Raw genomic sequence first — 21,823 nt, 5'->3', positions numbered from 1 at the left:
AAAGGCGATTAATACCATCACTCGGGCCGTGAAACTGCGTAAGTTTTCAGTCAGGCCCTTGTTCTACGCCAGCGCGCTTAGCGCTGGCGTATTGCTGTGCGCCTTTACCGCCCACGCGGACGAACGCGATCAGCTTAAATCTATTCAGGCTGATATCGCGGCAAAAGAACGCGCGGTACGCCAACAGCAACAACAACGCTCCACCCTCCTCGCTCAACTAAAAGCTCAGGAACAGGCTATCGCCGTGGCCGCAAGGCAACTGCGCGAAACACAAAACTCACTGGCGCAGTTGAATGCGCAAATCGCTGAGATGAACGCCGCACTCGCGAAGCTGGAAAAACAGCGGGCCGCACAAGAACGCAGCCTGGCAGCCCAGCTCGATGCAGCATTTCGTCAGGGCGAACACACCGGCATTCAGCTCATCCTAAGCGGTGAAGAGAGCCAGCGCGGGCAACGTCTACAGGCCTATTTCGGCTACCTGAACCAGGCGAGGCAAGAAACTATCGCGCAGCTGAAACAAACCCGCGAAGAGGTCGACTCGCAAAAAGCCGAGCTGGAAGATAAGCAAAGCGAACAGCAGACGTTACTGTACGAACAGCGCGCCCAGCAGGCTAAACTGGAGCAGGCGCGTAATGAACGCAAGAAAACGCTCTCGGGTCTGGAATCATCGATTCAACAAGGTCAGCAGCAACTGGGCGAAATGCGCGCCAACGAATCACGCCTGCGCAACAGCATTGCTCGCGCCGAAGCCGCAGCCAAAGCACGCGCAGAACGTGAAGCCCGCGAGGCGCAAGCCGTACGCGATAAGCAGCAGGATGCGTCACGAAAAGGCTCAACCTACAAGCCAACCGAAAGCGAAAAATCTCTGATGTCGCGTACCGGTGGTTTAGGTTCGCCGCGCGGCCAGGCATTCTGGCCCGTTCGTGGTCCAACGCTACATCGCTATGGCGAACAGCTGCAGGGTGAGCTACGTTGGAAGGGGATGGTTATTGGCGCATCCGAAGGCACCGAAGTTAAAGCTATTGCCGATGGTCGCGTCATTCTCGCGGACTGGCTGCAGGGCTATGGCCTGGTGGTGGTCGTTGAGCACGGTAAAGGCGATATGAGCCTGTACGGTTATAACCAGAGCGCGCTGGTCAGCGTCGGTACACAGGTTCGCGCCGGGCAACCTATTGCACTTGTGGGTAGCAGCGGCGGTCAGGGCAGGCCAGCACTCTATTTCGAAATTCGTCGCCAGGGTCAGGCGGTCAATCCACAGCCGTGGTTGGGAAGATAAGTTTTGCCTCATTTTCGTCGTCTGGTACTCTCTCTCGCCAGCCTGCTGGCCTTCGCAACACCTGTATTTGCTGGCAAACTCGCCATCGTCATTGATGATTTCGGCTACCGTCCGCACACTGAAAATCAGGTGCTGGCGATGCCTTCCACAGTCTCTGTTGCCGTTCTGCCAAACGCGCCACATGCGCGTGAAATGGCGACTAAAGCGCATAACAGCGGGCATGAAGTGTTGATCCACCTGCCGATGGCGCCACTGAGCAAGCAGCCATTAGAGAAAGATACTTTGCGCCCGGAAATGAGCAGCGAAGAGATTGAGCGAATTATTCGCGACGCGGTCAGCAAAGTACCGAATGCGGTCGGACTGAACAACCATATGGGCAGCGCGATGACCTCCAGCCTGTTCGGCATGCAGAAGGTGATGCAGGCACTGGAGCGCTACGATCTCTACTTTCTGGACAGCATGACCATCGGCAACAGTCAGGCAATGCGCGCAGCATCAGGAACTGGCGTGAAGGTCATCAAACGCAAAGTCTTCCTCGATGATACGCAAAACGAAGCCGACATTCGCCGTCAGTTCAATCGTGCCGTCGAGCTTGCGCGCCGCAACGGCTCAGCAATTGCCATTGGGCACCCACACCCTTCGACGGTTCGTGTTCTGCAGCAGATGCTTTATAACTTGCCAGCGGACATCACACTGGTTCGCCCAAGCAGCCTGCTCAATGAACCACAGGTGGATACGTCCAGACCAAACTTCACATCGCCGAAGAACGGTACGCCAGATACGCCGCGTAACCCTTTCCGCGGTGTAAATTTGTGCAAACCGAAGAAACCGATAGAGCCGGTTTACAACAGCCGCTTCTTCAGTGTGCTCGGTGAAAGCATCACCCAAAGCACGCTGGTGCAGTACATGCGCCTGCAGTGGCAGGGCTGGCAATAATTAGTCTTTAATATCCAGCGTTAAATGGGCCAGGCGGCGCGGCGTCAGTGATTTATCGCGCCACTGACTAAAGCGGATGGCCCACAATAGCACCTGATAACCCAGCTTAACGCTGCAAATATTGCTCACCATGCGCTTGAACATACCCGACACGAAAACCTCGGCAATCATACGCTGGCGGATTTTTTCATCCGGCTCTTTACGGATGCAATGACAAACGCGTAGCGCTTCATAAATCACCTGCTGTTTGAACTCGGGGTAAATGGGAATGCGTCCGGCGTAATCATGATTCATCTTATCCAGCAGACGGGTAATTTTGATGTAGTGGCGCTGGTAAGCCAGGTTCTTCTCTCCGGTACGCGGCAGACGACTGACGGACGCACCGTGCAGGAAGTATTTGTAAAGCGGGACTTCCGTGTAACGCGCACGTTTGGCGTTAAACATAAACTCCGTCGTCCAGATAATATCCTGGTGGTGCAGACCGGACAGGAAAGTCAGTCCGGCGTCGCGAATGGTCTGATGACGGTATACGCCCATCCAGACAACGTGCCGCCAACGGCGACTGGCTAACGCTTTGCGTAACCAGTCCGGCCCGGTCATCACGCCGGTAGAACGAATTCGATCGGTAGGAATAGATGCCCATGTGTGGCCGGTTTCCGCAATACACCAATCAGCATTGCACTGCGCAACGTCCAGATTATCTTTCAACGCCATATTCATCAGCGTTTCATACATTTCCGGATAGGCAATATCATCGCCGTCTACGTATGCGATGTACTCGCCCCTGGCGACTTCCATACCGGTATTACGCGCCGCAGATACCCCACCATTGCGCTGGTGCAACAGATGCACGTGCGGATAACGATCCGCATAAGACTGAGCAAGCTCCGCTGAGTTATCCGTAGAACCATCATTCACAATGATGATCTCGAGGTTCTTCCAGGTTTGCGCAATCAGCGAATCCATACACGCAATGAACGGTTCACCCGTGTTGTACAGGGGCATAATGACGCTCAGGAGACCAGGGGTATAGGTCATATCAAATCCAGCCAGACAATAGAGTAATCGGCACTTTTTAGCATATTAAGCGGCAGATTTTCAGAAAAAAATATTAATTCTTTAGCGAAAAATGCGCCGGGCGGGAAGGCTCATGCAAGCAAAAAAAGCCCCGGATGTTAATGATAATCAACATCCGGGGACAACACTCAGAATCCACTGACTGGATAGGGTTAATCCCAGCTCAGGATCACTTTCCCTGACTGGCCTGAACGCATAGCGTCAAAGCCCTGTTGGAATTCATCGATGGAGAATCGATGGGTGATGATCGGCGACAAATCCAGACCAGACTGGATCAATGCAGCCATTTTGTACCAGGTTTCAAACATCTCGCGACCGTAGATACCCTTAATAAACAAACCTTTAAAGATAACCTTTGTCCAGTCAATAGACATGTCGGATGGTGGAATGCCCAGCATAGCAATGCGGCCACCGTGGTTCATAGTGTCCAGCATGGAGCGAAACGCGGGCGGCGCACCGGACATCTCCAGGCCCACATCAAATCCTTCAGTCATACCCAGTTCAGCCATCACGTCGGTCAGATTCTCTTTCGATACGTTGACCGCACGAGTGATGCCCATTTTACGCGCCAGCTCAAGGCGATACTCATTAACATCGGTAATCACCACGTGACGCGCGCCAACGTGCTTCGCAACCGCCGCAGCCATAATACCGATTGGACCCGCGCCGGAAACCAGCACATCTTCCCCAACCAGATCGAATGACAGCGCCGTGTGTACCGCATTACCGAACGGATCGAAAATAGACGCCAGGTCGTCGGAGATGTTGTCCGGGATTTTAAACGCGTTAAACGCCGGGATCACCAGGTATTCCGCAAAGCAGCCAGGACGGTTTACGCCGACGCCGGTGGTATTGCGGCACAGGTGAGTCCGCCCACCGCGGCAGTTACGGCAATGTCCGCAGGTGATATGACCCTCACCGGAAACACGATCGCCGATTTTAAAGCCTTTAACTTCCTGACCGATGCCAACAACTTCGCCGACATATTCATGCCCAACGACCATAGGTACCGGGATGGTTTTTTGCGACCATTCATCCCAGTTATAAATGTGAACGTCAGTCCCGCAGATGGCTGTTTTACGGATTTTAATCAGCAAATCGTTATGGCCGACTTCCGGTTCAGGAACGTCGGTCATCCAAATGCCCTCTTCCGCTTTCAGTTTGGATAACGCTTTCATTTCACATCCTCAGGCAATAACGCCCAGTTGTTTACCAATGCGTGTGAACGCCTCAACAGCACGCGTAATCTGCTCAGGGGTATGCGCCGCAGACATCTGGGTACGGATACGCGCCTGACCTTTCGGAACCACCGGATAGAAGAACCCGGTAACGTAAATCCCCTCTTTTTGCAGTTCACGAGCAAAGTCCTGCGCGATCACCGCATCACCCAACATCACCGGGATAATCGCGTGATCGGCACCGGCCAGCGTAAAGCCAGCGGCGGACATTTGCTCACGGAACTGACGTGCGTTCGCTCACAGTCGGTCACGCAGTTCAGCTCCGGATTCCACCATCTCCAGTACCTTAATGGACGCAGCAACAATCGCCGGAGCCAGTGAGTTGGAAAACAGATACGGACGAGAACGCTGACGCAACCACTCAACCACTTCTTTGCGCGCTGCAGTGTAACCTCCGGATGCGCCACCGAGTGCTTTACCCAGTGTCCCGGTGATGATGTCCACACGGCCCATTACGTCACAATATTCATGGGAGCCACGACCATTCTCACCGACAAAACCGACGGCATGAGAGTCATCAACCATGACCAGCGCGTCGTATTTATCTGCCAGGTCACAAACGCCTTTCAGGTTAGCAATCACGCCGTCCATAGAGAACACGCCATCGGTGGCGATCAGGATATGACGAGCACCCGCTTCACGCGCTTCTTTCAGGCGCGCTTCCAGCTCGACCATATCGTTGTTGGCGTAACGGAAACGCTTTGCTTTACACAAACGAACGCCGTCAATGATAGAAGCATGGTTCAGGGCATCAGAGATAATGGCATCTTCCGCACCCAACAGCGTTTCAAACAGGCCGCCGTTGGCATCAAAACAGGAAGAGTAAAGGATGGCATCTTCCATACCGAGGAATGCCGCCAGTTTTTGCTCCAGTTGCTTATGGCTGTCCTGGGTACCGCAAATAAAGCGTACCGAAGCCATGCCAAATCCGTGAGAATCCATACCCACTTTTGCCGCCGCAATCAGCTCCGGGTGGTTAGCCAGCCCCAGATAGTTGTTTGCACAAAAGTTAATAACGTGGCTTCCGTCCGCCACGGTGATATCCGCCTGCTGGGCAGATGTAATAATGCGCTCTTCTTTAAACAATCCTTCCGCACGTGCGGTGTCGAGATCGTTCGTTAACTGTTTGTAAAAATCCCCACGCATTTCAATTCTCCAGACTGGGCAAATTTCAGCACATATTACCCAAAGCTATACGTTGATACGAGATGACGCATCACCACTTCTTCAAAATGAAGCATAAATCACGTGTACCCGCACGGCTTATCGGTGAATGGCTGAAGCCTGGGCCATGTAGTGATATGATAGAAAGTATTCGTGTCTGAGATTGTCTCTGACTCCATAATTCGAAGGTTACATTTATGATCATCGTTACCGGCGGCGCGGGCTTTATCGGCAGCAACATCGTTAAGTCCCTGAATGATAAAGGCATCACCGACATTCTGGTGGTGGACAACCTGAAAGACGGCACCAAGTTTGTTAACCTGGTGGATCTGAATATTGCTGACTACATGGACAAGGAAGACTTCCTGATCCAGATTATGGCCGGGGAAGATTTCGGCGATATCGAAGCGATTTTCCACGAAGGCGCATGCTCTTCCACCACCGAGTGGGACGGCAAGTATATGATGGATAACAACTATCAATACTCTAAAGAGCTGCTGCACTACTGCCTGGAGCGTGAAATCCCGTTCCTGTACGCATCCTCCGCCGCCACCTACGGCGGTCGCACTTCTGATTTCATCGAATCCCGTGAATACGAGAAACCACTGAACGTTTACGGCTACTCAAAATTCCTGTTCGACGAGTACGTTCGTCAGATCCTGCCGGAAGCCAATTCTCAGATTGTTGGCTTCCGCTATTTCAACGTCTACGGACCGCGTGAAGGCCATAAAGGCAGCATGGCGAGCGTCGCTTTCCACCTGAATACCCAGCTCAACAATGGCGAAACGCCAAAACTGTTCGAAGGCAGCGAAAACTTCAAACGTGATTTCGTTTACGTTGGCGATGTGGCTGCAGTGAACCTGTGGTTCCTGGAAAACGGGGTTTCCGGCATCTTTAACCTCGGTACCGGTCGTGCGGAATCTTTCCAGGCCGTTGCTGATGCTACGCTTGCGTACCACAAAAAAGGCAGCATTGAGTACATTCCATTCCCGGAAAAACTGAAAGGCCGCTACCAGGCGTTTACCCAGGCAGACCTGACTAACCTGCGCGCAGCGGGCTATGACAAGCCGTTTAAGACCGTTGCCGAAGGCGTAACGGAATATATGGCCTGGCTGAACCGCGACGCGTAAGAAGTTAGCATGAAAATACTGGTGATCGGCCCGTCATGGGTGGGCGACATGATGATGTCGCAAAGTCTCTATCGCACGCTTAAGGCGCGCTATCCCCAGGCGATAATCGACGTGATGGCACCGGCATGGTGCCGTCCGCTGCTGTCGCGTATGCCTGAAGTCAACGAAGCCATCGCCATGCCGCTGGGACACGGCGCGCTGGAGATTGGCGAACGCCGCAAACTCGGTCACAGCCTGCGTGAGAAACGCTATGACCGCGCTTATGTGCTGCCTAACTCGTTTAAATCCGCGCTGGTGCCTTTTTTTGCAGGCATCCCGCATCGCACCGGTTGGCGTGGCGAAATGCGCTACGGCCTGCTCAACGATGCGCGCGTGCTGGATAAAGACGCATGGCCGCTGATGGTCGAACGCTATGTAGCCCTGGCCTACGATAAAGGCGTGATGCTGTCGGCTAAAGATTTGCCGCAGCCTCTGCTATGGCCACAGTTGCAGGTCAGCGAAGGTGAAAAGCCTCTGACTTGTAGTCAGTTCTCCCTTTCTGCCGAACGCCCCATCATCGGTTTTTGCCCAGGTGCGGAATTTGGTCCGGCGAAACGCTGGCCACACTACCATTACGCAGAACTGGCTAAGCAACTGATCGACGAAGGTCATCAGATTGTGCTGTTTGGCTCAGCAAAAGACCATGAAGCCGGAAATGAAATCCTGGCAACGCTAAGCGTTGAGCAGCAGGCCTGGTGCCGTAATCTGGCGGGCGAAACGCAGCTTGAGCAGGCCGTCATTCTGCTCGCCGCCTGCAAAGCGGTCGTCACCAACGACTCTGGATTAATGCACGTTGCCGCAGCGTTGAATCGACCTCTGGTAGCGTTGTATGGCCCAAGTAGTCCGGACTTTACTCCGCCGTTGTCGCACAAAGCACGGGTTATTCGTCTGATTACGGGCTATCACAAAGTGCGCAAGGGCGATGCGGCAGAAGGCTATCACCAAAGTCTGATTGACATCACTCCCCAGCGCGTACTGGAAGAACTCAATGACCTGTTGTTACAAGAGGAAGCCTGACGGATGCGGGTTCTGATCGTTAAAACGTCTTCTATGGGCGATGTACTGCATACGTTGCCCGCATTAACCGATGCGCAACAGGCCATTGCGAATATTCAATTTGATTGGGTGGTCGAGGAAGGATTCGCCCAGATCCCTTCCTGGCATGCAGCCGTTGACCGGGTCATCCCCGTCGCGATTCGCCGCTGGCGTAAAGCCTGGTTTTCAGCGCCGATTAAAGCCGAGCGTGAAGCATTTCGCGACGCGGTACGTTTGCAGCAGTATGACGCGATAATTGATGCGCAGGGTCTGGTTAAAAGCGCTGCGTTGGTGACGCGTCTGGCGCGGGGCGTCAAGCATGGTATGGACTGGAGTACGGCCCGCGAGCCGTTGGCTAGCCTGTTTTATAATCGCAAACATCACATTGCCAAACAGCAGCACGCGGTAGAACGTACGCGTGAATTGTTCGCCAAAAGTCTGGGATATGCCAAACCGCAGTCGCAAGGTGATTACGCTATCGCTCAGCATTTTGTAAATGGATGCAATGCTGATACAGGCAAATATGCCGTATTTCTGCATGCCACAACGCGCGATGATAAGCACTGGCCGGAAGCCAACTGGCGGGAGCTAATTGGCCTGTTAAATAACGCAGGCATACGTATTAAACTGCCCTGGGGCTCCCCCCATGAAGAAGCACGGGCCCTTAGGCTGGCGGATGGTTTTTCTTATGTTGATGTTCTTCCACGGATGACTCTGGAAGAGGTCGCTCGCGTATTGGCAGGGGCAAAATTTGTGGTGTCGGTTGATACAGGTCTCAGCCATTTAACCGCCGCGCTGGATCGCCCCAATATCACGTTGTACGGCCCAACAGACCCAGGATTGATTGGTGGGTATGGAAAGAATCAATACACACAGCAGAGCCATTCCGGAAAATTGCAGGATCTGGACGCAAGCTTAGTCAACGTATCGCTAATTGATAATAATTTGCTTTAACTTTAAGAGACGATCTATGCTTCGCCAACATACGCTTTCTCGTTTTGCTTGTAGTATCAAAAATAATCCTTTCGATTTTATATACGTCTTATTTTATGCTGGGATCCTGGTAACTCTTGCGATGCTACTGGTCAATCCAGATGAAGCATTGAAGGTATTTATTTTCTCCACGGCTCTGTCTCTGCCGATTATAGGAAAAAATATAAAGTATGTGTGCAGTAGCAAACAAAACCTGGTTTTGCCTTTTATGTTGCTGCTCTTCGGTTTGCTCCAGATTATTTGGGTAGAAGTATTTAAACAACCAGGCTCAGCCTTTACCGGCGCCTATCGTTCATACCAGAACGGTGGAAAAGTGATGATTTTCACCGCACTGGTTATGACAGCTCTGACATCGCGAGAGCCGTGTGCCGATAAAACTCGCATTACCAGTATCTGGACGCTCCTCACAGCAATCGGTTTGTATCTTTTCGCGGGCTACCAACTTGCTGGAGCAGCTGAACCTTTAAATTACCGTGTTGCACTGGGTTTTGAGCATCAAACCGGCACAGCCTATGCGCTTACGTTAATTGCGTTACTGGCGTCACAAGCCATTATTAATCTACGTCTGAAACGCACCGTTTTATTCTATCTGTTACATTTTTTGATATCGCTGGCGGTGATCATCACAACGCAGACCCGAGCAGCGATATTAGTGTATCCGATCCTGAGTATCGGATTATTTTTCATGCACTACCGCCATAACCGCACTATGTTATTAAAAGCATTACTGGCCTTTGTGGTGCTGGTCGGGCTGGCGGCAATTCCGTTAAAACCAGTCATTGAAAGTCGCTATCAGAACTTCCTGGTCGATCTGCACTCTTATAATCAAAACAATAGCAACACCTCTATTGGCGCGAGACTTGCGATGCAACGGGCAGGTATTGAATCCGGGAAAGGTCATGACTGGGGACAATCACTTGAACAACGCGGCGCAGAAATTCAACGACTTGCGGTGCAAGATACTTCCCTACAAGGAGCTCTTGAGTTCATTAACGTCCATCTGCATAACGAAATCATTGACACCTTTTCGCTAAAGGGCATCCCTGGGGTTGTTGTGCTACTCTTGCTCTATATCGCCATGTTTTTAACAGCTTACTGGCAACGTAGTCCCTTGTTGTTCGTTATCTCAGGCGCAATCGCTATCTATGGCTTGAGTGATTTATTATTATATGCCAAAGGTGAAGCTCTGAGCAGCGTACTGGCTTTATGTATAGCAGCAGTGCTGAGCTCGAATCCAACGAGAGAATCATGCTATGATTAGCGCTTCAGGTTATTTACTGAGCATTATAATACCTACATACAACAATGCTGAACTCATCACAGCGACGTTGGCGTCGATCCATCAGAGTATTACTGATGATGTTGAGCTAATTATTGTTAACGATGGCTCAACAGATTTAACTGAAGAGCGTATCAAGGCATTTTATCGCGAGCAAAAATGTCACAACGTCAAGTATATAAGCCAAAAAAATCAAGGTGTTGCTATCACCCGTAACGTTGGCCTTGCCCATGCGACAGGGAAATATATTGGCTTTGTTGACAGTGACGATATTGTCTGCACAGATTATTTCACTATTCTTCTTCCTAAATTAAGAGAAGAAAAATACGACATTCTCGAATTTAATTTAACCCGGGATATAAAAAATCTGTATCAGAACTCATCTGGTATAGAAAACGGAATTAACCAGCACGAAATTATATTATCGGATGATAATTATACTCCTCTGATGCCAATATTCCGGGCAGGACAATGGCATCTCATGACAAAAATCTTCCATCGTGACGTTATTGGCAACGATCAATTCGAAGAACATCGTCGGTATGAAGACATGATTTTCTGCCCTTTCCAATACTTTAAATGCCATAAAATATTAAAGATTGACAATAAACTGTATTTTTACCGGAGAAATGAGAAGAGTATTACCGAGAATATTATTGATAGTGATGCGGATAGTATCTTTTTCGCTATGCGTAAAATGTATAACTATATAAATAGTAATAGCGCAAAGCGTACTGTTGCCACACTTATGATCATCAACTGTTTTCTGGAAGGACGGAAACTGTTACGCAAGAAAAAAGGTTATTATCGCTACAGCGAAAGCATGCTGAATGACATTCAGAATGCACTAGCATGCTGTGACACAAAAATCGTTAAGAAAAAAATAATTCTTAAAATGAAATACCCCCATATTGATCGTTCTATTTCTGAAATAAGATATAAAACAATATCTGGTTTTAAGAACTTATTTTTTCGAAAGGGATTTTAACATGTTTGAAAAAATTGACCGAGTTCTTATTTGCAAGCTCAAATTTTATGGAGATGTTCTGTTAACAACGCCGGTCATTGCCAGCATTCGGGCTCGTTATCCACATGCCAAGATCGATCTGCTCCTTTATAAAGATACCAAAGCAATCTTAGCAGCCCACAAAGACATCAATGCATTTTATCTCATTGAGAAAAAACAGGGCCTGCTGGCAACAGCAAAAAATTATCTCTCAGTACGTCAGCAACTGAAGAAAAATCACTATGACCTGATTGTTAACCTTACCGAGCAATGGCCAATTGGTGCACTTATCGCCTCTTTACGCCGTCCTTCAATTGCCTTCCAGCGCGAGAAAGATCACTGGAACCGACTTTTTACGCGAGTAACCCCCTCAATTGGGACACATATTGTTGAACAAAACCTATCGATTCTAAAAGGCATTGGTTTTAGCGAAGCAGAATTGAAGAAAGAGATGTCACTGAGTTATCGGCAGGACGATTATCAACATCTGGTATCCCTGTTACCCACGTTGCCTGCGCAGAAATATGTCGTTATTCAGCCCACTGCCAGGCAAGAGTTTAAATGCTGGGATGATGAGAAGTTCGCGCATGTTATAGACCACCTGCATCAGCGTGGTTTACATGTTTATCTTACCTGTGGGCCAGCATTAAGTGAGCAGCAACAGGTTCAGCGCATTGCTGAACTGTGCCAATCTCCCCCCGACCTGACGCTGGCAGGTAAAACGACCTTCCTGCAACTGGCTGCGTTGATCGACCATGCTGTTTTGTACATTGGTGTCGATTCTGCACCGATGCATATGGCAGCAGCGCTAAAGACACCGCAAGTTTGCCTGTTTGGTGCCACCAATTTTCAACAATGGAAGCCGTGGTCTGATAAAGCCATTTTGATATGGGCTGGCGAATACCATCCGATGCCTTCGCGGGATGAACTTGACCGGTCAAAAAAATATCTGACATGGATACCGGAACAGGCCGTGGTTGACGCTATCGATACGGTACTTCATGATAATGACAATGTTCAAGGTAATGAGAAAGCATAAATGGACAACAAAAATAACATTATTAATATTGCTTACTGTACAGATGCTAATTATCTGGAATATGTAGCAGTGTCCATTATGTCTGTCATAATGAACAACCCGGAACAGGACCTGTCATTTTTTGTCTTTGTGTATGACGTTACTGACGAAGAAATCAATAAACTGCGTTCTACCAGTGATAAAATTCAGGTTATCAATATCGATAAAGAAGAGATTGAAAAGTATAATAATGACTTTGCAATCAAACACTTGAACCGTTCGACCTATATGCGTCTGGCCGTACCGCGCTTACTAAAAGATACAGTTGAGCATTTTATCTACTTAGATGCCGATACCCTGTGTTTTGATAAGCTCAATGACATTAACAGCATTGATATCAGCAAGGTTATTTGTGCAGTCAGCCACGACTCTCTCGATACTCATGATACAAAAAATGCCAAACGCCTGGGTTTGAGTACTGGTCATTATTTCAACGCTGGTTTTTTGTATATTAATATTGAAAATTGGATCAAGTTTGATATTGAAAATAAAGCAAACACCGTGTTATTTGAACAAGGTAAATCCTTACCTTACTTTGACCAGGATGCATTGAATATCGCAATGGACGGTAACGTTAAGTTTATTGATAACCGATGGAATTTTTTGTTCAACTGGTTTACCGATCAACAAAAAGAGATATTCTTTTACCAAAAAGATACTCTGCCAAGAATTATCCACTTCACTGGTGGAAGGAAGCCCTGGTATAAAGAACATACCGGGCTTTCACAACAACTTTATCTCTTCTACCATCATTTCACGCCATGGCGAGATACTGCATTGCGCTCCTATGCTCCACGTATGAGGCCTACTGATTATCGGGTTTACTCGCGCCAGGAAGCCAAAAAGGGGAATTACTGCGCGTCTGTCAAATGGTATATAAAATACCTTAAGACTAAATTACGTTAATAAAAAACTCCCGTAAGGGAGTTTTTTTACTTACTTTTAATTTTTTCCCGCAAATAGCCAATATAGCTAATTACCGAAGTGAAATACTTCCCTTGTAATCTCTCATGGCGTGATTTCTTTTTATATTGTTTTGGTGTTCTGGCGGGTAACAATGGAACATCAGCCCAAGGTGAAGCCTTCCAGGCATCAACAAAAAACTGTGCTGAAGGATAATTTGCCCATGAATTCCAGGGTTTAGTTACGCCTATATAATGGATAAGGATAGTATCATCTGTTATATATTTTTTATAACTTGAGGTATCCTTACTTTTGAGCTCTTGTTTAATTCCGTAAATTGCGTCATAAATTCTTGGTAAAAAAATCGTTTTACCAAAAAACATTATATTTAAGACATCCTGATCCAGAAAAGCGAATTTTCTGGTCTTATCCAGGAGAATCGAAAATGCTTCAGAAAAGAATTTTTGCTTTTTCCATTCTTTTAAATTTGCAAATATAACACCGGCATTGAAGTATTGTTCGTTAAATTCCGGAGTATCAAGTCGCTGCGCAGCATACTCCCGACTCTCTTCAACATCCTGAATAACCGCTGCAACATGATGTTCCAGAGTGATTTGTGTTAACTCAATAAGCGACCCTTTACATACAACGTCAGCGTCAATATAGAGAAGATTATCGATATTTTCGCTAAGATACTCAAATGCGATAAATCTGAAGTAGGTCGCATGTGACCATGCATTTCCACACGGAAGGATCTTTAATCCTTCAGCATCCATCACATATACAGTGATATTGGTAGAAAACTGCTTTGCTAGTTTTTCTAATCTTTTACGGTAATCTGAGCCAAGATAATCAGTAAAAAGATGAAAATGTATGCTGATATCTTTGTTATGTAGTAAAACGGACGACATCGAAACTGCCGCCCCAAACATAAAGTTTTGATCAACCCCCCATGCAATATTGAGCTGTGGAGTTTGAGTCTCTGGAGCCCCAAAAACCTCAATAGTGTCTTTAATAGACTGATGACAATCAAAATTCATGTACTACACCTTTCTATATGCTATCTGAAAATTATCTGCACATCTAAATACTAATGAGACCGTGCACTATGTAGTTTGTTTTTTATATACATTACATGACTAAGTATCGAGCGGATATATTTCCGCTGCACTCTCTCATGCCGTGACTTTCGTTTATACAATTTTGCTGTATTTGCATTTAATAAGGATTTTTCCGCCCATGCGGATTTTTTATATGCATCGATGAAAAATTTAGCCACTGGATATTTTGCCCATGTATGCCATGGTTTAGTGACACCGACATAATGTATTAAAACAGTATCATCTGTAATATAATTCTGGTAAATTTTATCGTTTTTATTTTTTAGTTCCTGATCTACACCATAAATGCAGTTAAAATCTCGTCTCAGGAAAATCACATTACCAACGAATAATATATTCAGAACATCCTGGTCAAAATAAAGCAGCTCTTTTTGGCGTTCATCTAAGATAGAAAATGCCTTTGTCAATAACTGCTGCTCACGCCAAACTTCAAGATTCGCAAACACCACTCCGGAGTTAAAGTATCCATTACTCAGTTCAGGAATACCGAGCCTGTTGCCTGATTTAGTACGTACTTCATCAACATCATTGATAACAGCAGCATATTCCCCACAGAAGTTAATCTCGGTAAGTTCTCGTAGAGAACCTTTGCAAATGACATCGGCATCAAGATACAGTACCGAACTTAACTCAGTACTTAAATATTCAAATGCGAAATAACGATAGTACATTGCATAAGTCCATGCTTTCGTACTCGGCAACTCACGAAATGCCGCGTTATCGAACACAAGGACAGTGACTGTCGTACTGTACATTTGCGTCAGGCGTTTTACGCTCTCCAGATAATCATCATCGATATAGTCTGTTGCTATATAAAAGTGAATATCAATATCAGGATTATTCACTAATACTGAGGTCATAGAAATGCCGGAACCAAACAAAAAATTACGATCGACACCATACGCAACACTTAATTTTTTACTCTTATCATGCGAGGAGCTGTCGATAACATGTTTTTGAATGATTAGCTTCTGGAAATCAATGTTCATAATAAAATGGCCTCAAACTTCATGTGTTATTTATAGCGCTTTTCTAATTGTTCTTTGTCTTATTTTTTGCGCTTTTGTGACAGCCTGTTCAAACAACCTGACTTCCTGACGAAAGATTTCACGTAGTGGCATCGAAAAATAGACACGTAAAAAACGATAGATATCTCTGGGCGTCAACCCGATCTCAAGTGAAGAGAAATAGAGTCCAATCAGATCCTTATCCCGCCAGCGACGTGGTACATGCTGGCGTATTTGTGCACGATGCAAATCAATTACGGAAAGTTTGATGTTCGCAACGTCTGCCGGCATCGGCTGCTGTAGCAGGAAATGGCAGATATAGCAATCCCGGTGATTTACCCCGCCCCGATGCATTTTACCCACCATTTCTGCCACGCGGGTAATAATTGTCCGTTTTAATACAAAATCAGGGCGCTCAACTTTCCACCTTGCACAAAAATCTTCAAGGCTTATGGCAGGAGAGAGATCTTCAGTGATGATAAATGAGGTTCGCTCTAAAGGATTCAGTCCTTTCTGCCCAAATGCAACACCGGTCATTGTGTCAACATTCAGTTCCTGTAAGCGATGAATTGCCAACCACTCACGGTCTGCGCCAAGTACAGGCATACGTAAAGAAATAAGGTTCTTAACCACTTCTTTAAGCGTGGTTCCATGATGATATTTAAGGAAATACCCTTTACCCATCATCTCAAAACGCAGGGTTCGCCGTGTTTCCAGAGCGCGAAAAACTTCACCATCCAACTTAGTGACTTCCGTAAACGGGTCTTTTCCTTGCCATTGCGTGGCAAATGGTTCTTTTAACTCAATCATTATCAAGACCTAAAATGATATCCGCAGCCTTATCTGCCAGGCTGTAGAGATCTTCTGTATCAGCAAAATGCCGCGCGTTCCTGACCCAATAACTTCTCTGCTCATTATTTTGCAGCGCATCGAAAAGTGCTGTATTCAGATTTTCCTGTTCAAAAGGTTCAGGAATCACCACCCCACACTGGGCGGCATTAATATAACCCGCATAGCCGCATACTTCAGTGGTTAATACTGGCAGCCCGGCAACTACAGCCTCCAACAAGACAATACCAGCAGCTTCCTGAACAGCCGGGTGAAGCAATAAATCGGCCGCAGACATCAATTCAGCGACATCATCCCGCCCCGAGAAGAACTGCACTTGTTCTTCAATACCCAATTGACGAGCCTGAGTGCGGTAACGATCGGCCTTATCCTGACCAACAACCATCAATCGCGTACGGTGACGTATAGCCTCAGGTAAAGAAGCCAACGCCTGCAATGTTCTTGGCACGCCTTTGCGTTTGAAATCAGAACCTACCTGCAGGAGTAGAAACTGATCGAGACCAATACCGTTTTTTTCTCTGACAATCTGCCTGCTGTTTTCAGGTTGCTGGCTGTACTTTCTGTCAGGGTATATTCCTGGTGGCAGAATACGAAAACGCTGGCTCTCAGTTTGGTAATGATGTTTGAAATCACCAATTTGTTTATCAGTTAACATCAATAGCGTGGTACCAGCACCTTGCTGAAATGCCGCTTTTTCAAAAGCGGAGTAATGCCGGTACCGACGCGTCAACTTGTAGAAAAAGCCTTTCTCACGGGCGACTTTCTCCGCGTAGCAAACGTCGGCTGCGTAATACACATCCAAGCCAGGCATTTTGTTAAACCCGACGACACGATCGACGGGATGCTGACGTAAATAATCCTGAACCCACTGATAATATTGCTCATTTTTCCCGTGATTGGTTCTGGATGAGACGGGGACAAGTATAATTTCCAGTTCATCCGGACGCTCGCCCTGCCATGACTGGGTAAACACCTGAACATGATGACCACGCGCAGCAACCGTAAGTGCTACCCGCAAGAAATCACGCTGTAGCCCACCATAGGGAAAATATTTGTACAAACAAAAAGCAATATTCATGCATCAATATCCGCATCGCGTCGCCAGACATACCGAGTCGGAAACATCAGAGTCGTGTAATCCAAGCCTGAACCATTAAAAGATTACCTCTCATGTTTTCGAAACGCCCCTGCCCGCTAGCTACCTGAAATTGTGCAGTAGTATATCATTTATTGCCACGCATTCCGAAATGAATATTTTTTGAACAAAAAACAAAATAATCTATTAAAAACATAAAGATATAAATTAAAATAGCTCACCAGAAAACCCACGCCGCACAAGACGTTAAGTCATGTAAATGCGGTCCTATGCATTTTTGAAATAACCACCTGTTAAAATAATGCTTCACCAATTCCATCGTTTTGAGACAACCTGGATAAAAATGATGGTAAAGCCATAGTTAAATACATAGAATCCCCAGCACATTCATAAGTCAGCTACCATTATGCTCGAATTGCTTTACACCGCCCTTTTCTACCTTATTCAGCCTTTGATCTGGATACGGCTTTGGGTGCGCGGACGTAAGGCTCCGGCCTACCGTAAACGCTGGGGTGAACGCTACGGCTTTTACCGCCGTCCGCTAAAGCCAGGCGGCATCATGCTTCATTCGGTATCTGTGGGTGAGACGCTGGCAGCGATCCCTTTGGTCCGCGCTCTGCGACATCGTTACCCTGACTTGCCAATCACGGTTACCACCATGACGCCAACTGGCTCAGAGCGTGTCCAGTCTGCGTTTGGTGCTGACGTTCAGCACGTCTATTTACCTTACGATTTACCTGACGCACTCAATCGTTTCCTGAATAAAGTTGACCCCAAGCTGGTGTTAATTATGGAAACTGAGCTATGGCCAAATCTCATTGCAGCACTGCACAAACGCCATATTCCTCTGGTTATCGCCAACGCCCGGCTTTCAGCTCGCTCGGCTGCTGGCTACGGGAAATTGGGTAAATTTGTTGGCAGATTGCTACGTCGCATTACGCTCATTGCTGCGCAAAATGAAGAAGATGGCGCGCGTTTTATTGCGCTTGGCGCCAGAAGCAATCAGGTCACCGTTACTGGTAGCCTGAAGTTTGATATTTCCGTCACGCCACAACTGGCTGCAAAAGCGGTTACATTGCGTCGGCAATGGGCGCCTCACCGCCCGGTATGGATCGCAACAAGCACCCACGACGGTGAAGAAAGCATTATCATTGCCGCCCATCAGGCGTTATTAAACCAGTTCCCTAATCTATTACTGATTCTGGTACCCAGACATCCTGAACGATTCCCGGATGCCATCAACCTCGTACGCCAGGCTGGACTAAGCTATACGACACGCTCTTCGGGCGAAGTTCCGTCATCAGGTACTCAGGTCGTGATTGGCGACACCATGGGCGAGCTGATGTTGTTGTACGGTATTGCCGATCTTGCTTTTGTCGGCGGTTCACTGGTCGAACGTGGTGGGCACAACCCACTTGAAGCGGCAGCGCATGCCATTCCGGTACTGATGGGGCCACATACGTTTAATTTTAAAGATATTTGCGCCCGCCTTGAACAGGCAAGCGGACTGATCACCGTCACCGACGCAAGCACGCTGGCGAAAGAAGTCTCTTCTTTACTGACCGATGCAGATTATCGTAATTTTTATGGCCGTCATGCAGTTGAAGTTCTGTATCAAAATCAGGGCGCGCTTCAGCGTCTGCTGCAGCTGCTGGAACCTTATCTGCCACCCAAAACGCATTGAGGCAAGTCATGCAAAAACGGGCGATTTATCCAGGAACCTTTGATCCCATAACTAACGGCCATCTTGATATCGTGACGCGTGCGACCAGCATGTTCGATCACGTAATCCTGGCAATTGCCGCAAGTCCCAGTAAAAAACCGATGTTTACCCTTGAAGAGCGCGTTGAGCTGGCACAACAGGCAACGGCGCATCTCGGCAATGTGGAAGTTCTGGGCTTCAGCGATCTGATGGCAAACTTTGCCCGCGATAATCAGGCTAACATTCTGATCCGTGGTCTACGTGCGGTGGCTGATTTTGAGTATGAAATGCAGCTGGCCCATATGAACCGTCATCTCATGCCGCAACTGGAAAGCGTCTTTCTGATGCCGTCTAAAGAGTGGTCATTTATCTCATCGTCACTGGTGAAAGAAGTCGCCCGCCACCAGGGTGACGTGACGCATTTTCTGCCGGAAAACGTCCATCAGGCATTATTGAGTAAACTGAAGTAATTCGTCTGGCCGGATGAGCGTCCGGCCGATAGGGTGTTATTTCTGACAGCACCTGCAGTAGAACGTTGTGCGCTGGGCGTGTTTTGTCGCAATGACTGGCGCGCCGCATACGCGACAGGGTTCGCCTTCTCTCCCATAGACCTGCAGCTCCTGAGCAAAATAGCCCGGCTTACCGTCACTTTGCAGAAAATCCTTCAGCGTCGTCCCGCCCTGCTCGATAGAACGCAGCAAAACCGCCTTGATAACGCGCACCAGCAGTTCACACTCATCCTGCGACAGCGATGACGCCAGACGGTCAGGATGGATACCCGCCGCAAACAGCGACTCGCTGGCATAGATGTTTCCCACCCCCACCACCAGCTTGTTATCCATCAGCCAGGGTTTAATCGCGGTTTTCTTCTTCGCACATTTCTGCTGCAGGTAACCGGCATTGAAATCGTCGCTCAGCGGCTCAGGGCCAAGATGGGCGAAGACATTATGCCCATCCAGTTCTTTAGTCCACAGCCAGGCACCAAAACGACGCGGATCGGTATAACGCAGGACTTTGCCGTTACTCATCACCAAGTCGACGTGGTCATGCTTTTCTGCCGGAAGCTCTTCAGGAAGGATACGCAAACTACCCGACATCCCCAGATGAATGATTACCCAGCCATCCGGCAGCTCCAGAAGCAGGTATTTCGCGCGCCGCTGTACGCTCAGAACAGGCTTATCACTCAGACGATAGATTTCCTCTGATACCGGCCAACGCAAACGACCGTTACGTACAGTCGCGTGCATAATCGTTGCTCCCACCAGATGCGGCTCAATCCCGCGACGACTGGTTTCGACTTCAGGTAATTCAGGCATAGTATCTCCGGCGGTGTATCAGGTCTCATTAATATGGGGACGGCCAGAAAACAAAAAACCCCGCCGAGGCGAGGTTTTTTGCTACATCGAAACTAAAATTATTTGATTTTAGCTTCTTTGTACAGTACGTGCTGGCGTACAACTGGATCGAATTTTTTCAGTTCCAGTTTTTCCGGCTTAGTACGTTTGTTCTTCGTGGTGGTGTAGAAGTGACCTGTACCAGCAGAAGAAACCAGCTTGATTTTCTCGCGAATACCTTTAGCCATGATTTATTTCCTCTTTAAGTACTTAGTACTTTTCGCCACGGGCACGCAGTTCAGACAGAACTGTATCGATGCCTTTCTTATCGATTACACGCATACCTTTAGCAGATACGCGCAGGGTGACAAAACGCTTCTCGCTCTCAACCCAGAAACGGTGAGAGTGCAGGTTCGGCAGGAAACGGCGTTTAGTCGCGTTCAGTGCGTGGGAACGGTTGTTACCGGTCACCGGACGCTTGCCAGTAACTTGGCAGACTCGGGACATGTCTATTCTCCAAAAATCAAATTAGCTCGAGCTTCGTATGGGGTATCGGCGCCTCGTCAGGCTTTACAGCCCGGTCATCGCATAGTTCTAAGTGAACTCTCGATTGCCAGGCCCAAATGCCAAACCCGAGATTCTCAAAGGTGGCGTAGTATACGCTGACCCGGCGTTATGCTCAAGTCCCGAACAGACAAAGATCCCGATGGATCGCGTAAAGTGCATTAAATCCAACCCCGTTCCGCAAAAGAAACGCACTCTCCGCGCCCAATGACCAGATGATCAAGCACCCGGATATCCATGAACTGACAGCATTTCACAACACGCTCGGTGATGAGTTTATCTGCTTTGCTCGGCTCTGCACACCCTGAAGGGTGATTATGCGCAAGGATCACTGCGGAAGCATTCATTTTTATCGCTTCGCGGACAATTTCTCGCGGATGTACCTCGACGTGGCTAATCGTACCGGAAAAAAGTTTACTGTGTTTAATCACGCGATGTTGAGAATCCATAAAGATCACAAAAAAGATCTCGCGTTCCTCTTGTGAGAGCTGACTTTGCAGAAATTCACGCGCCATTTCCGGGCTAAGTATTGCGCGCTCCTCAATCACCCGTACGTTGTAGTAACGCCTTGCCAGCTCCGCTATTCCCTTCAGCTGCGCATACTTCGCGATACCGATGCCCTGAACATAGCTGAAATCCATGTAATCAGCAGACAACAGGCCATACAGCGAATCAAAATGCTGAAGCATCTCTTTCGCCAGCGTAAGCACATCTTTACCCAGCATCCCGGTGCGTAAAAAAAGAGCCAGTAGCTCAACGTCGCTCAGCGAGCTAGCGCCCTGCGCCAACAGCTTTTCCCGAGGCATTATACGTCCTGTATTTTCCATGCTTTTCCCCTCATTTCGCATCCGCATAGTGGCATAACGCCAGCGGAGAATCGACGCGCTGTTATCACTTCTTCGTAGCGCCTCGCAAACTGGATCGCGGGCAAAAGCACGACACATTGCGGATTGTGATAAAATATCCGCCTTCTGGTGAAACCCAACAGGAAAGATC

Annotated in this window: 21 protein-coding genes and 1 pseudogene; 11 read left to right on the top strand and 11 right to left on the bottom strand. The window is 48.0% G+C overall.

Translation table 11 applies throughout. The annotated features are described in order from the left end of the window. Positions 1-16: 16 nt before the first annotated feature. A complete protein-coding gene (gene envC / locus OGY15_RS11695) occupies positions 17-1,276 on the top strand; it encodes a murein hydrolase activator EnvC (RefSeq protein WP_286539493.1) in 1,260 nt (419 codons plus the stop codon). A gap of 3 nt (positions 1,277-1,279) precedes the next feature. After that, a complete protein-coding gene (locus OGY15_RS11690; RefSeq protein WP_151217005.1) occupies positions 1,280-2,212 on the top strand; it encodes a divergent polysaccharide deacetylase family protein in 933 nt (310 codons plus the stop codon). On the opposite strand, the gene OGY15_RS11685 is transcribed toward OGY15_RS11690, so the two are convergent. From OGY15_RS11685 to kbl, 3 genes and pseudogenes are all read right to left on the bottom strand, one after another. After that, positions 2,213-3,250, bottom strand: a complete 1,038-nt coding sequence (locus OGY15_RS11685; RefSeq protein ID WP_151224005.1) for a glycosyltransferase — start codon at positions 3,248-3,250, stop codon at positions 2,213-2,215. A 191-nt stretch (positions 3,251-3,441) separates the two neighbouring features. Then, positions 3,442-4,467, bottom strand: a complete 1,026-nt coding sequence (gene tdh, locus OGY15_RS11680; protein WP_278238187.1) for an L-threonine 3-dehydrogenase — start codon at positions 4,465-4,467, stop codon at positions 3,442-3,444. A gap of 9 nt (positions 4,468-4,476) precedes the next feature. Beyond that, positions 4,477-5,673 (bottom strand): annotated as a pseudogene (gene kbl, locus OGY15_RS11675) (glycine C-acetyltransferase). Positions 5,674-5,888: 215 nt separating this feature from the next. Here kbl and rfaD point away from each other — a divergent pair. From rfaD to OGY15_RS11640, 7 genes are read left to right on the top strand one after another with little or no spacing between them, the layout of a single operon-like run. After that, positions 5,889-6,821, top strand: coding sequence for an ADP-glyceromanno-heptose 6-epimerase (gene rfaD, locus OGY15_RS11670; RefSeq protein ID WP_003827312.1), 933 nt, complete (start codon positions 5,889-5,891; stop codon positions 6,819-6,821). A gap of 9 nt (positions 6,822-6,830) precedes the next feature. Further along, on the top strand, positions 6,831-7,877 hold the full coding sequence (gene rfaF, locus OGY15_RS11665) for an ADP-heptose--LPS heptosyltransferase RfaF (RefSeq protein WP_286539262.1): 1,047 nt from the start codon (positions 6,831-6,833) through the stop codon (positions 7,875-7,877). 3 nt (positions 7,878-7,880) lie between these two features. Then, on the top strand, positions 7,881-8,849 hold the full coding sequence (gene rfaC, locus OGY15_RS11660) for a lipopolysaccharide heptosyltransferase RfaC (RefSeq protein ID WP_278238188.1): 969 nt from the start codon (positions 7,881-7,883) through the stop codon (positions 8,847-8,849). 16 nt (positions 8,850-8,865) lie between these two features. After that, the gene (locus OGY15_RS11655) at positions 8,866-10,149 is read left to right on the top strand and encodes an O-antigen ligase family protein (protein WP_279574226.1); all 1,284 of its coding nucleotides are present in this window, start codon (positions 8,866-8,868) and stop codon (positions 10,147-10,149) included. After that, entirely contained in the window at positions 10,142-11,155 is a 1,014-nt protein-coding gene (locus OGY15_RS11650; protein ID WP_151217010.1) for a glycosyltransferase family 2 protein, read from the top strand. The genes OGY15_RS11655 and OGY15_RS11650 overlap by 8 nt, the downstream gene beginning before the upstream one ends. Position 11,156: 1 nt before the next feature. Further along, entirely contained in the window at positions 11,157-12,212 is a 1,056-nt protein-coding gene (rfaQ, locus tag OGY15_RS11645; protein ID WP_151217012.1) for a lipopolysaccharide core heptosyltransferase RfaQ, read from the top strand. Then, a complete protein-coding gene (locus OGY15_RS11640; protein ID WP_151217014.1) occupies positions 12,213-13,157 on the top strand; it encodes a glycosyltransferase family 8 protein in 945 nt (314 codons plus the stop codon). A 26-nt stretch (positions 13,158-13,183) separates the two neighbouring features. On the opposite strand, the gene OGY15_RS11635 is transcribed toward OGY15_RS11640, so the two are convergent. The 4 genes from OGY15_RS11635 to OGY15_RS11620 are packed head-to-tail and all read right to left on the bottom strand — an operon-like array spanning position 13,184 to position 17,209. Next, the gene (locus tag OGY15_RS11635) at positions 13,184-14,194 is read right to left on the bottom strand and encodes a glycosyltransferase family 8 protein (RefSeq protein ID WP_151217015.1); all 1,011 of its coding nucleotides are present in this window, start codon (positions 14,192-14,194) and stop codon (positions 13,184-13,186) included. Between the two features lie 50 nt (positions 14,195-14,244). Continuing rightward, entirely contained in the window at positions 14,245-15,264 is a 1,020-nt protein-coding gene (locus tag OGY15_RS11630; RefSeq protein WP_151217017.1) for a glycosyltransferase family 8 protein, read from the bottom strand. Between the two features lie 30 nt (positions 15,265-15,294). Further along, complete coding sequence (rfaP, locus tag OGY15_RS11625) at positions 15,295-16,092, bottom strand: lipopolysaccharide core heptose(I) kinase RfaP (RefSeq protein ID WP_151217019.1); 798 nt, start codon at positions 16,090-16,092, stop codon at positions 15,295-15,297. Further along, positions 16,085-17,209, bottom strand: coding sequence for a glycosyltransferase family 4 protein (locus OGY15_RS11620; protein ID WP_151217020.1), 1,125 nt, complete (start codon positions 17,207-17,209; stop codon positions 16,085-16,087). The genes rfaP and OGY15_RS11620 overlap by 8 nt, the downstream gene beginning before the upstream one ends. A gap of 424 nt (positions 17,210-17,633) precedes the next feature. Between OGY15_RS11620 and waaA the strand changes: the two genes are divergently transcribed. Both waaA and coaD read left to right on the top strand, forming a co-directional pair. Beyond that, entirely contained in the window at positions 17,634-18,911 is a 1,278-nt protein-coding gene (gene waaA / locus OGY15_RS11615; RefSeq protein WP_187253873.1) for a lipid IV(A) 3-deoxy-D-manno-octulosonic acid transferase, read from the top strand. Positions 18,912-18,919: 8 nt separating this feature from the next. Then, positions 18,920-19,399 (top strand): pantetheine-phosphate adenylyltransferase, encoded by a 480-nt coding sequence (gene coaD / locus OGY15_RS11610; protein WP_114681566.1) that lies wholly within the window; start codon positions 18,920-18,922, stop codon positions 19,397-19,399. A gap of 36 nt (positions 19,400-19,435) precedes the next feature. Here the strand turns inward: coaD and mutM are convergent, their stop codons facing one another. The 4 genes from mutM to radC form a co-directional block, all read right to left on the bottom strand. Continuing rightward, entirely contained in the window at positions 19,436-20,245 is an 810-nt protein-coding gene (gene mutM / locus OGY15_RS11605; RefSeq protein ID WP_151217022.1) for a bifunctional DNA-formamidopyrimidine glycosylase/DNA-(apurinic or apyrimidinic site) lyase, read from the bottom strand. Positions 20,246-20,343: 98 nt separating this feature from the next. Continuing rightward, positions 20,344-20,511 carry a 50S ribosomal protein L33 gene (gene rpmG / locus OGY15_RS11600; protein ID WP_003024094.1) on the bottom strand — a complete coding sequence of 56 codons (168 nt, stop codon included), beginning with the start codon at positions 20,509-20,511 and terminating at the stop codon, positions 20,344-20,346. A 22-nt stretch (positions 20,512-20,533) separates the two neighbouring features. Next, positions 20,534-20,770 (bottom strand): 50S ribosomal protein L28, encoded by a 237-nt coding sequence (gene rpmB / locus OGY15_RS11595; RefSeq protein WP_002436699.1) that lies wholly within the window; start codon positions 20,768-20,770, stop codon positions 20,534-20,536. A gap of 218 nt (positions 20,771-20,988) precedes the next feature. Beyond that, entirely contained in the window at positions 20,989-21,654 is a 666-nt protein-coding gene (gene radC / locus OGY15_RS11590) for a RadC family protein (protein ID WP_151217024.1), read from the bottom strand. Positions 21,655-21,823: the final 169 nt, after the last annotated feature.

Origin of the sequence: Citrobacter sp. Cu231 (genome assembly GCF_030332265.1) — a bacterium.
In the GTDB taxonomy this organism is placed as follows: domain Bacteria; phylum Pseudomonadota; class Gammaproteobacteria; order Enterobacterales; family Enterobacteriaceae; genus Citrobacter; species Citrobacter meridianamericanus.
The sequence above is the reverse complement of the archived record's forward strand: the minus strand, read 5'-3'. Positions and strand labels throughout refer to the sequence as shown.